The following is a 12,190-nucleotide window of genomic DNA, read 5'->3' on the forward strand; positions in this document are numbered from 1 at the left end:
GATGGCACCGTCCCCACTCACGGCCCGCCGCGACCTCGGGGAAGTCGCGCCCGCGAGCAGTCGCCACAACTGGGCGCGCTCCGCGGTCGAAGCGACCGACGACGCCGTCTTCGTCGGGACCGCGGACGGCCGCGTTATGGCGCTGGAGACTGCTGCCGACGCGGCCAGTGCCTCCGACGCCGCGCCCGACGCCGGCGAGCGCTGGCGGACGCGCGGCGAGCACTCCGTGGTGTCGATGGCCGGGAGCGACGAGCTGCTCGTCGTCGGCGAGCGCGGCGGCGACGGGCTGGTTCGCGTCCTCGACGCCGAGACGGGCGTCACCCGCTGGACGTACGCGACGGCTGACGACGTGGGCACGGCGACGAAAGACTCGCTGTTCTTCCGACCGTACGTCGTCGACCTCGCGGTGACGGGCGACAGGGTCGTCGTCGCCGCCCGGCGCTACGAGCGGGACGGCGAGGACAGGGTCTGGCGGAGCGTCGTCCTCGGGTTCGACCGAGGCGGGCGACTCGCGTGGCGCAGACACGTCCACGCGTCGCCCATCGCGGTCGCTGCCGAGGGGGACCGCGTCGCCGTCGCGTACAACCGCTGTCCGAACCCCGAACAGGACGGCCTCGTTCTCCTCGACGCACACTCCGGGGCGCGGGTCGCGTCGTGGGACCCCGACACCGACGGGGACCGACGCGTCGGCGACGTGGCCTTCGCGGGCGACGCGCTGGCCGTCGCCAGCCACGGCGACAAACGCGGCTACCTCATCGATTTCGACGGGGAGACGCGGTGGCGACTCGACCTCGCGACCGAGCGCCGCGTCGGCGACGAGACCGTCTACGCCTACCCGAACCACGTCTGCGTCGCCGACGGAACCGCCGTCTTCGTCACGGGGAACACGTTCGCCGAGTCGACCCGCGACCCGGACGCGCGACACCCCGACGAACACACCGCGGTCGGCGTCTCAGTCGCCGGAGGCGACCGTCTGTGGACCCGCGACACCGGCGGATTCGCACGGGCGGCCGCCGCCACCGACTCGCGGGTGTTCGTGCCGTCCGCCCAGCACTTCCGAGAGCGGGAGGCAGAGCGCCACGGCGTCCACGTTTTCGCCCCCGACGCGGGACACGTCGAAACGGAGGGACTCCCCGGAATCCCGACCGCCGTCGCCGCGGGCGGGGGCGTCCTCGCGGTGGTCGAAGAGCCGGTCGAGTACCACGACGAGGGCGTCACTCGCGGGGCGTATCGACTCCACACGCGACCGATTCGATAGGAACACACCATGCCAAAAGAGACGACTGAGTCCCCGCTACTGCCCGTCCGCGGAGCGCGCGGCCTCGGCGACCCGCTCGGCCGACAGGTCGGACAGCGGGATGCGCCGCGCGCCCGTCTCGGAGACGAGGATGTCGGTCACTCCGATACCGCCGTCGCCGGCATCGACGACGACGACCGAGGCGTCGGCGGTGGCGAGGTTCCGCGCCGCCGACCGGGTCTGTCCGGTGGGACTGCCGTCCGCGACGTTGGCCCGGCCGTCAGTGACGACGACGACGAGCGCGCCGGCGGCGTCCGAGCGGTCGATGACCCGACGGGCGGCGTCCAGCCCGGACGGAAGCGGCGTCCTGTCGCCCGTGGGGAGTTCCTTCAGGTGCCGCGCCGCCAGCGTGACGCTGTCGGTGGGCGGGAGCAACACCTCGGCGTCGTCGCCGGCGACCGCGACGAACGAGACCTCGTCGCGCTGTTCGTAGGCGTCTTCGAGGAGCGACAGCACGGTGCCTTTCGCCCGCCGCATCGCGGCGCGCATCGACGCGCTCGCGTCCACGACGAACACGACGAGCGTCGCGGCCGACCCGCGGGCGACCGCGGTTCTGAGGTCAGACCGGGTGACGCGGGACCGACCGGCCGAGGCGGCGGCCCGGACCGACGCCGGCACGTCGATGTCGTCGGTCTCGGTCGCCGGTTCGGTCCGCACCCGCGAGCCTCGCCCCTGCCGCGACTCCCGAACTGCGGCGCGGCTCCCGTCGCCCGGCGTCTCCGCGTCGAGGGCCGCGTCCTCGACCGGCGGCCGCTCGACGTCGCCGATGGCGGCCCGGCTCTGCCCGGGGAGAAGCGGCGTTGCTTCGTCGGGGTCGTCGTCTGCGGAGTCGTCGGTATCGCCGTCTCCGGAAGTCCCGTCTTCCGAATCGCCGTCTTCGGGTCCGCTCTCGTCGGCTCCGCCGACCGCTCCACCTCGGTCGTCGCCGCCGGCATCGTCCCCGTCATCGCCGTCCCCAGCATCGGAATCGGAACCCTCTCTCGCGGCGTCGGAACCGGCTTCCTCNCCCGCTCAGAGATGTGTATAAGAGACAGCCTCTCCACCGTCGTCGTTGCGGCCGTCGCCTCCACCGTCGCCACCGGCACCTTCGCTCCCGTCACCGCCACCGTCCTGCTCTCCGTCGCCGTCGTCCCGGCCGTCCGCCTCGTCGAAGTGGTCGTCGAGCACGTCGTCGACGTCCGGGTCGTCGTCGAACGGGCGGCTCTGGAGTCGGTGCGGGAGCGCGAGCGCGGCCGCTTCGCGCACGTCGCCTTCGAGCACCTTCGTCCGGCCGTCGAGCGCCGCGAGGGTACGGGCCGCGCGGGCGATGGCGATGTCGGCGCGGTGGCCCTCGACGCCGGCGTCGACGCAGAGTTCGGCGATGTCGCGTTTGAACTCGACCGGGAGCGCGACCGAGTCGAGGCGGTCCGTCGCCTCGCGGAGCGCGGTTTCGAGCGCCGCGGTCCCCTCGCGGTGGGCGTCGGCGACCGTCTCCGGGTCGTCGCCGCCCGCCAGCGCCCGGTCGATAATCTCCACGCGGTCGTCGACGTCGCGGCTGCCGACGACGGTCGCCTGGAGGGCGAAGCGGTCCCGGAGCTGAGGTCGGAGGTCGCCCTCCTCGGGGTTCATCGTCCCGACGAGGGTGAACTCGGCGGGGTGTTCGACGCTCACCCCGTCGCGCTCGACACGGTTGACGCCGCTCGCGGCCGCGTCCAAAAGCAGGTCGACGAGGTGGTCGTCGAGGAGGTTCACCTCGTCCACGTAGAGGATACCGCGGTTCGCGCGGGCCAAGAGCCCGGGGTCGAACGACGCCTCGCCGTCGAGCGCGTCGGCGACGGAGAGCGTGCCCGCGACCCGGTCGCGAGTCGCGCCGAGTGGGAGCGTCACGAGCGGGACCGACCGGCGCTCGACCGCGGGGTCGTCGCGGCCGCGACACGAGTCGCACTGGCGGGCCGGGTCGTCCGGGTCCGGCGGACAGCCGTACGGACAGCCAGCGACGACTTCCTGTTCGGGCAGGAGGTCGGCGAGGGCGCGGACCGCGGTCGACTTCGCGGTTCCCTTCTCGCCGCGAACGAGGAGTCCGTCGAGGTCGTCGTTGGCCCCGACGGCCAACAACGCCCGTTTCAGTTCGTCTTGCCCGACGATAGCCGAAAACGGCAGCGTCTGAGTCGTCATCGAATACGAAATCGTACTTGCAGTAAGACAATAACACTTTATCAATGACACCGACAATCGGACTGTACACAGCGACGGAAAACGAGTTGGGCGCGGTCCAGCGGGCCGCGCGCCGACTCGACGGAATCGACCTCGTCGTCCGCTCCGCGAGCGATTTGGACGACGTGACCGACGCGGACGCCTTCGTCGACGAGTTGGAGTCGGCGACGGCGGCCGTCTTCTGGCTCCACGGAGCCGAAGACAGCATGCCCGGCTACGACCACGCGGTCGAACGACTCGAAGCGGCGGGCGTGCCGCTCGTCGTCGAGGCCACCGGCGACGCCTTCGCGCGGCAGGACACGACCGTCGCCGACGCCGACCGCGAGCGCGTCTGCGAATATCTCGACCGCGGCGGCGCGGTGAACGTCGAGAACCTCTGTCGGTTCCTCGCCGCCGAGTACGCCGGCGTCGAGACCGAAGTCGACGACCCGGTCGAACTCCCGACTGAGGGCGTCTACCACCCGGACTACCCCGGCGTCGAGTACGACGAACTGCTCGATACTCACGACCCCGACAAGCCGACCATCGGCGTCTGGTTCTACGAGTCCCACTGGACGCACGCGAACACTCGGTACGTGGACGCGCTCGTGGAGCGACTCGAATCGCTCGGCGCGAACGTCCTGCCCGCGTTCTGCAACCCCGCGACCGACGAGGAGGGACAGGAGAACGCCGAGTGGGTCGCGCGGAACTGGTTTTCAGACGACGACGGCCCCGTCGTGGACGCGGTCGTCAGCTCCTTCATGTTCTCGCTGTCGATGAGCGAGCGCGGCCGCGACGCCGACGACGAGGGCGCGGACGCCGAGGACGTGTTCCTCACCGAACTCGGCGTTCCCGTCTTACAGGCCATCACGACCATGCGCTCCCGAAGCCGGTACGAGTCGAGCGACACGGGCGTGATGGGCTTCGAACTCGCGCTGTCGGTCGCGCTCCCCGAGTTCGACGGCAACGTCATCACCCACCCGATAAGCGGGAAAGAGCGGATGGAAGACGAGGCGGGCGTCGGGAGCGCGCCGAAACAGCACTTCCCCATCGAGGACCGCGTCGACCACGTCGCCCGGCTCGCGGTCAACTGGGCGCGGCTCCGCCACCTCCCGAACGACGAGAAGCGCGTCGCGGTCGTCCTGCACAACTACCCGCCGAGCGACGACGGCATCGGGACGGCCTTCGGGATGGACAGCCCCGCGAGCACGGTCAACCTCCTGTCCGAACTCCGGAGTCGGGGCTACGCCGTCGGCGACCTCCCCGCGGACGGGCAAGCGCTCATCGACGACCTCACCTCGCAGTTGACGCTGGACGACCGCTGGGTCGCGCCCGAAGACGTGCGGGACCTGAGCGTCGACGTGGTCTCACCCGACCAGTACGTCGACTGGTTCGCCGACGCCGACGACCGCTTCCGCGACAACGTCGTCGACGAGTGGGGCGACCCGCCGGAGCGACCCTTTGCGATTCCGGGCGTCGAGTTCGAGAACGTCCTCGTGACCGTCCAGCCCCCGCGCGGGTTCGGGATGGACCCCTCGAAGGTGTACCACGATTCGGACCTCCAGCCGCCGCACGACTACGTGGCGTTCTACGCGTGGCTCCGCGAGGCGTTCGAGGCCGACGCCGTGGTCCACCTCGGCACCCACGGCAGTCTCGAATGGCTCCCCGGCAAGACCGTCGGGCTGAACGGCGAGAGCGCCCCGGACCAACTGGTCTCGGCCCTTCCGAACGTCTACCCGTACATCATCAACAACCCCGGCGAGGGGACGCAGGCCAAGCGCCGGTCGTACGCGGCCATCGTGGACTACCTCACGCCGGTTATGCGCACCGCGGGAACGTACGACGACCTCGCGGACCTCGAAGAACTCGCCCGCGAGCACCGCGAGGCGGGCATGGACGAGGCCCGCCCAGAGCGCGGTGACCAACTCCGCGAACTCCTCCTCGACGCGGTCGACGACCTCGACCTCGCGGTCGAACTCGGGTTCGAAGACGCCGACGCGGTCGGTGACGCAATCGGTGACGCGGATGCCGACGTCGGTCCCGAAGCCGTCGATTTCGACGAACTCGTCGAGCGCGTCCACGAGTACCTGACCGACGTGAAGACGACGCAGATTCGGATGGGCCTCCACACGATGGGCGAACCGCCCGAGAGCGACCGCCTCGTGGAGTACCTCGTCGCGCTCACGCGCCTCCCGAACGCCGACACGCCGAGCCTCCGCGAGAGCGTCGCGGGCGTCATGGGCGTCGATTACGACCGAATGCGAGACGAACCGGGGACGTACGACGACGACCTCGGGATGTACCTCTCGGAGGCCGCAGACCGCGTCTACGACCAATGCGTCGAACTGGTGTCGGCCCTCGCCGAACGCGACTTCGACGTGCCCGAGTCGGAGGTCGACGCCGCCCCCGACGACGAGGTGAACATGAACCTGCTCGTGGTCGATATCGACCAACTCGGCGACGCGCGAGCCAAGCGCGGCGCGCACGACGACCTCCGCGAAGTGCTGGCGTTCATCTGCGACGAGGCGGCCCCGCGGGTCGCGGCCGCGGAAGCCGAGATTCCGCAGACCGCCGACGCGCTGGCCGGCGAGTACGTCCGCTCCGGCGGCTCCGGCGCGCCGACCCGCGGCGGGGTGGACCTGCTGCCGACCGGGCGGAACTTCTACACGCTCGACCCGCGGAAAGTCCCGGCCAAGCCGGCGTGGAGCGTCGGCGAGCGGGTCGCCGAGGGCGTCCTCGACCGCCACTACGGCGACCACGACGAGTACCCCGAGGAGTTCGGGGTCGTCGCGTGGGGGACGCCGACGGTCAGAACCCGCGGCGAGACCATCGCGCAGGTGCTCGCGTTCATGGGCGTCGAACCGGTGTGGACCGACGCGGGCCGCGTCGACGGCGTGGAGCCGATTCCGCTGGACGAACTCGACCGCCCGCGAATCGACGTGACCACCCGCGTCTCGGGGCTGTTCCGCGACGCGTTCCCGCAGGCCGCGAGCGTCGTCAACGACGCCGTCGACGCGGTCGTCGAACTCGACGAACCCCACGAGATGAACTACGTGAAAAAGCACGTCGAGGAAGACGCCGCCGAGTTCGAGGCTGATGGCGTCGCCGCCGACGAGGCCGAGAAACTGGCCAAACACCGCGTGTTCACGACGACGCCCGGCGGCTACGGCGCGGGGACGAACAAGGCCGTCGACGAGGGCGAGTGGGACGACCGGAGCGACCTCGCGGACGTGTTCGTCCAGTGGGGCGGCTACGCCCTTGGGAGTCGCGGCAGCGTGACCGAGGCCCACGACGCCTTCGAGCGCCGCTTGAGCGGGGTCGAAGCCACGGTGAAAATCGAGGACACCGCCGAGCAGGACGAGTTCGACTCCTCCGACTGGTACGCCTTCCACGGCGGGTTCGTCTCGGCTGTCGGCGAGATTTCCGGGAGCGACCCGGCCTCGTACGTCGGGGACTCCAGCGACCCCGACAACGTCAGCGTCTACACGAACGAGGAGAAGGTCCGCAAGGCGATGCGGGCGCGCGTCCTCAACCCCGACTGGCTCGACAGCATGGAGGAACACGGCTACAAGGGCGCGGGCGACCTCTCGACCACGGTCGACGTGGCGCTCGGCTGGGACGCGACGACGGGCGTCGTCAGCGACACCCTCTGGGAAAGTCTCGCCGACGCCTACGCCTTCGACGAGGACCGACAGGAGTGGCTGCGCGACGTGAACCCGTGGGCGCTCGAAAGCATCACGGCAACGTTCCTCGAAGCCATCGACCGCGACCTGTGGGATGCCGACGACGACGTGAGAGAGCGGTTGCAGGACATCAACCTCTCCGTGGAGGGCGACCTCGAAGCGAACACGACGAACGCCATGGCCGGAACCCAATCAGATGACTGAACGAGACGCCTACGCCGACCTCGGCGCGACGACGCGGGACGCGATGGACATCGCGGAGACGAGCATGGACATCGTCCGGACGTTCGTCCCCGACGAGACGCTGAACGACCGACTGCGACAGAAGGCGGTCCACTCGACCGGCGACATCGAGTTCCAGCACCTCCTTCGCTGTCAGAACGGCCCGGTCGTCGCGGGCGCGAGGGCCGTCCTCGACGAGCGACCCATCGTGACCGACATCACGATGGCGAAGGCCGGCGTCACGGGCCGCGGCCACGACTGCCCGGTGCGGAAGGCAATCGGCAACGGCGCCGAACTCGCCGCCGAGACGGGCATGACCCGGACCGCGGCCGCGGTGCTCGAACTCGACAAGCAGGGCGTCTACGACGGCGCAATCGCGGTCGTCGGCAACGCGCCGACCGCCGCGTTGGCGCTCTGCGACTGCATCGAAAACGGGACCCGACCGGCGGCCGTCGTCGCGACGCCCGTCGGCTTCGTCAAGGCCGAAGCGAGCCGGAAGCGCGTCCGCGAAATCGCCGACGAGTACGGCGTTCCGGCGGTGACGAACGTCGGGAAACGCGGCGGGAGCGGCCTCGCGGCCGCGCTCACGAACGAGTTGATTCACGTCGCGAGCGACGTTCGCAACGGCGACGTCGACCTCGAAGACCATGAGTGAGGACGACCCGTACGACCTCGATTCGGGGGCGGACCCGGCGACGTTCGCCGCGGCCGCGCCCGAACCGAGCGTCGGCGAAATTGGTGGAGGCAGCGAGGACGCCGAGGACGCCGCCGCGCCGGTCTACGCGGTCGGAATCGGCCCCGGCAACTCGGAGTATCTGACGCCTCGCGGGCGGCGAGCGATTCGGGAGGCCGACGTGGTCGTCGGCTTCGAGACGGTCGTCGACTTCGTCGCCGACGAGACCGACGCCGACCTGCTCACCTGCGGCTACGCCGACGAAGCAGAGGCGCTGTCCGAGTTCGGGAGGCGCGTCGCGGCCGGCGAGCGCGGGACGGCGGTCCTCATGGGCGACGCGAACCACTCGGGCTACCAGTTCCTCGGGAAGGTCCAGCGGGCCGTCGAGCCACCGGTCAGGGTGATTCCGGGCATCTCGTCGCTCCAGATAGCCGCGAGTCGCGCCCGGACGCCGATGGAGGACACGCGGTTCGTCACGCTCCACAAGAGCGGGTCGCTCGACGCCGACCTCGACCGACTGGCCGAGGCGGTGGGCGAACGCCACCTGCTCGTCTTGCCGCGGCCGTTCGACTGGATGCCGGGCGACATCGCGGAGTTCCTCCTCGATTCGGGCGCGGACGAATCGCTGGACGCCCTCGTGCTCGAACGCCTGACCCACGACGACGAGCGAATCACCCGAACGACGCTCGGCGACCTGCGCGACTCGGCCGGCGGGAGCGGCCCCGACTCGACGCCGTACTCGGACCTCACGGTCCTCGCCGTCAGGGCCCCCGTCGACGCGACGGACTGAGCCGTCCCACACGGGGGAGTTAGGCTCGCCTAAATTTCGAAGACGTTTTAAGCATTTAGGGAAGCCTAAAATACATGGCAAACGACGGACACAGCGGTCGAGAATCGACGCGGCGCGAGTACCTGCAGTACGGCGGCGCGGTCGTCGCGGGCGGTCTGCTCGCCGGCTGTACCGGTGGCGGCGGGTCGGAGACGACGACGACGGAGTCCGAGACGACCACGGCGACGGCGACCGAGACGGCGACAGAGACGGAGACGGAAACCGAGACGACGACCGAGGCGTCGGAATCCTACTCGGTGTCGATAGAACCGGTCGGCGAGGTCACGTTCGACTCGGTCCCGGAGACGTGGGTCGCGAACAACGGCAGTTGGGCCGACATGGGCGTCGCGCTCGGACTCGACGCGCCGATGGGCGTCTGGCTCCCCGGCCGGTACCACACGCAGTACTACGACGAGATTCCGGACGTGAGCGTCGACAAGTCGTCCATCCGTCAGCTGTGGGGCGACAGCGGCGTCGGCAAAGAGCAGTTCTACGACATGAACGCGGACGTGCACATCGCCGACCCGAACTTCCTCCTGAACCGCGGCCAGTGGAGCGAGGGCGATATCGAGGAGATCAGCACCCAAGTCGGTCCGTTCTTCGGCAACAGCATCTTCTCGCGCGGCTACGCGTGGCACGAGGACTACCGCTACTACAGCCTCTACGAGGCGTTCGAGAAGCTCGCGCAGGTGTTCCAGCGCGAGGACCGCTTCGAGGCGTTCGAACAGGTCCACGAGGAGTTCCAGGCGAACCTCGCGCCGGTCGTCCCCGCGCAGGGCGAACGACCCTCGGCCGCCGTCGTCTGGGGCGGCGGCGACGAGCCCGAGGAGTTCTACCCCTACATCATCGACGAGGGGACGAGCTTCAAGCACCTCAACGACCTGAAGGTCAACGACGCGCTCGCGACGACCGACGTGAAGGACTTCTACAGCAACCGCGGCGCAGTCGACTTCGAGACGCTCCTGGAGGTCGACCCCGAAGTGCTTCTCCTGCGCGGACAGGAGGCCAAGACCCGCGAGGAGTTCCAGAACACGGTCATCTCGTTCATGGAGAGCCACGAAGTCGCGAGCGAACTCACCGCGGTCAAGAACGACGACGTCTACCGCGCCGGCGCGCTCTACCAGGGCCCTATCACGAACCTCGTCGTGACTGACCGCCTCGCGCAGACGCTGTACGACGCCGACGAGCGCCTGTTCGACGCCCAGCGCGTCAGCGACATCGTCAACGGCGACCTGTAGTTCGGTCCCGCTTCGCGGCCCCGCTTTTCCCGTTTCGCTCCGCCGTCGAGCGGCGCATTCCGCCAGAATTCTTATATGTTTTTAGGCTAGCCTAAAACACATGGCGACAAGCCGAGATGTCGGGCGGACACCGGATGCCGACGTGGCCCCGGACGACCGCGCCGCGTCAGCGACGTTGCACAGTTTCCTCAACTGCTACCTCCACGAAATCGGCGGTCACGAGGTCGTCAACGCGGCCGAAACGCCGCTTGTGACCGACTGTAAACGAGGAGTTCGACTCCCGCTTCCGGAGCAGGGAATCGAGGTGTTCGTGCCGCTTTCGTACTATTCCGCCGGGGACCGACACCTGTTCGGCGGCCCCGGCGTCTCCGTCCTCCCGGACGGCCGGGCCGTCGACCTCGACTACCTCCGACTTGCGCGATTGCTCCTCGAAGAGCTGTCGCTCGCCCGCGACGCGCCGGGTGCGGTGGACGAACTGCTCCTCCGGGTCGTCGAGAGCTGTCGGAACACCGCCCGGGCGGTCGAGGCCCGCCGCGGCGACGAGGAGCGACTCTACGGCTTCGAGACGACGTTCCGCGACGCCGAGCAGTCACTCGTCTTCGGCCACCACAGACACCCGACGCCCAAGAGCAGGCAGGGCATCGCGCCGCACGACGAACCGCGGTTCGCCCCGGAGCTACGCGGGTCGTTCCGGCTCCACTACTTCCGGGTCGCGGCCGACCTCCTCGACCACGACTCGACGCTCGACCGGAGCGCCCCGGCGTGGATAGCCGACGCGCTCCGGGCGGACGAGTCGGTGCCCGAGTCGTTCGTCGCCGAACACCTCGACGGCGACACCGACGACGGACTCGTCCCGGTCCATCCGTGGCAGGCCGACTACCTCCTCGCACAGCCGGCGGTTCGAGTGCGCCTCGGCGACGGTATCGAGTCGCTCGGCGAGGTCGGCAGGGAGTTCTACCCGACCTCCTCGGTTCGGACGCTGTACTCGCCGGACGCGCCGTTCATGGTCAAAGGCTCGCTGAACGTCAAAATCACCAANCTACCCGACCTCCTCGGTTCGGACGCTGTACTCGCCGGACGCGCCGTTCATGGTCAAAGGCTCGCTGAACGTCAAAATCACCAACTCCGCGCGGGTCAACAAGCGGCACGAACTGGTCCGCGGCGTCGCCGTCAGCGAGCTGCTCGACGCCGGCCTCCGCGACGTTATCGACGCCGAGTTCCCCGAGTTCGGTCTCATCGACGACCCGGCCTACGTCACCGTCGACCTCGGCGACGGCGAGTCCGGCTTCGAGACCGTCCTCCGCGAGAACCCCTTCCGCGGCGACGCGGCGACGAACGCGACGCCCGTAGTGGCGCTCTGTCAGAACCCCATCGGCGGCGGTCGCTCCCGACTCGGGACGATTGTCGAGACGCTCGCAGAACGCGAGGGGCGGTCGGCGGGCGCGGTCGCCGAGTCGTGGTTTCGGCGGTACCTCTCGGTCGGGGTCCGGCCGGTGCTGTGGCTCTACCTCCGGTACGGCTTCGGCGTCGAGGCCCACCAGCAGAACAGCGTCGTCCTGTTGGAAGACGGCTATCCGACCGCGTTCCGCTACCGCGACAATCAGGGCTACTACTTCCCCGAGTCGCGGTACGACCGACTCGACGACTTCCTCCCCGGCGTCGGCGAGCGCACGGACACCGTCTGCGGCGACGACATCGCGGACCAGCGCATGATATACTGGACGGTTCTCAACAACGCGCTCGGCGTCGTCAGCGCGCTCGGGCGGAGCGGGCTGGTCGACGAGCGGCGACTGCTCGCGGTGCTCCGCGAGGAACTCGAATCGCTCCGCGAGGTCGACGCACCGGGGTCGTCGCTCCTCGACCAGTTGCTCGCCGAGCCGACGCTGACCCGCCAGTCGAACCTCCTGACGCGGTTCCACGACATCGACGAACTGGACGACTCCCTCGACGACGCGCCGCTTTTCGTCGAGGTCGACAACCCGCTGGTGACGGCGTTCGACGGGGAGCGCTGAGCTAACGCGGCGGCGACGCGAGCGGCCGACGCGAGCCCGAGCGTCCGACTCGACCCGACGCGGC

5 protein-coding genes and 2 pseudogenes are annotated in these 12,190 nt (G+C 69.6%); 6 read left to right on the forward strand and 1 reads right to left on the reverse strand.

The features are described from left to right. The first annotated feature begins 1 nt into the window (after position 1). The gene (locus tag C457_RS18390; RefSeq protein ID WP_008097014.1) at positions 2-1,258 is read left to right on the forward strand and encodes an outer membrane protein assembly factor BamB family protein; all 1,257 of its coding nucleotides are present in this window, start codon (positions 2-4) and stop codon (positions 1,256-1,258) included. A 36-nt stretch (positions 1,259-1,294) separates the two neighbouring features. Here C457_RS18390 and C457_RS18395 read toward each other — a convergent pair. Then, positions 1,295-3,451 (reverse strand): annotated as a pseudogene (locus tag C457_RS18395) (VWA domain-containing protein). A 44-nt stretch (positions 3,452-3,495) separates the two neighbouring features. Here C457_RS18395 and cobN point away from each other — a divergent pair. The 5 genes and pseudogenes from cobN (at position 3,496) to C457_RS18420 (ending at position 12,126) form a co-directional block, all read left to right on the forward strand. Beyond that, complete coding sequence (cobN, locus tag C457_RS18400; protein ID WP_008097015.1) at positions 3,496-7,356, forward strand: cobaltochelatase subunit CobN; 3,861 nt, start codon at positions 3,496-3,498, stop codon at positions 7,354-7,356. Next, a complete protein-coding gene (locus C457_RS18405) occupies positions 7,349-8,029 on the forward strand; it encodes a precorrin-8X methylmutase (protein ID WP_008097016.1) in 681 nt (226 codons plus the stop codon). The genes cobN and C457_RS18405 overlap by 8 nt, the downstream gene beginning before the upstream one ends. Continuing rightward, positions 8,022-8,837, forward strand: a complete 816-nt coding sequence (locus tag C457_RS18410) for a cobalt-precorrin-7 (C(5))-methyltransferase (RefSeq protein ID WP_008097017.1) — start codon at positions 8,022-8,024, stop codon at positions 8,835-8,837. The genes C457_RS18405 and C457_RS18410 overlap by 8 nt, the downstream gene beginning before the upstream one ends. A gap of 74 nt (positions 8,838-8,911) precedes the next feature. Further along, complete coding sequence (locus tag C457_RS18415) at positions 8,912-10,114, forward strand: ABC transporter substrate-binding protein (protein ID WP_008097018.1); 1,203 nt, start codon at positions 8,912-8,914, stop codon at positions 10,112-10,114. A gap of 142 nt (positions 10,115-10,256) precedes the next feature. Continuing rightward, a pseudogene (locus tag C457_RS18420) lies at positions 10,257-12,126 on the forward strand (IucA/IucC family protein). The last annotated feature ends 64 nt before the right edge of the window (positions 12,127-12,190 follow it).

The sequence above is a fragment of the Haloferax prahovense DSM 18310 genome (genome assembly GCF_000336815.1).
Classification (GTDB): Archaea; Halobacteriota; Halobacteria; order Halobacteriales; family Haloferacaceae; genus Haloferax; species Haloferax prahovense.

What these genes read in the sequence shown, in the direction of transcription:
- C457_RS18390 (WP_008097014.1), top strand. Translation starts at nt 2, where the DNA reads ATGGCACCGTCCCCACTCACGGCCCGCCGCGACCTCGGGGAAGTCGCG.
- cobN (WP_008097015.1), top strand. Translation starts at nt 3,496, where the DNA reads ATGACACCGACAATCGGACTGTACACAGCGACGGAAAACGAGTTGGGC.
- C457_RS18405 (WP_008097016.1), top strand. Translation starts at nt 7,349, where the DNA reads ATGACTGAACGAGACGCCTACGCCGACCTCGGCGCGACGACGCGGGAC.
- C457_RS18410 (WP_008097017.1), top strand. Translation starts at nt 8,022, where the DNA reads ATGAGTGAGGACGACCCGTACGACCTCGATTCGGGGGCGGACCCGGCG.
- C457_RS18415 (WP_008097018.1), top strand. Translation starts at nt 8,912, where the DNA reads ATGGCAAACGACGGACACAGCGGTCGAGAATCGACGCGGCGCGAGTAC.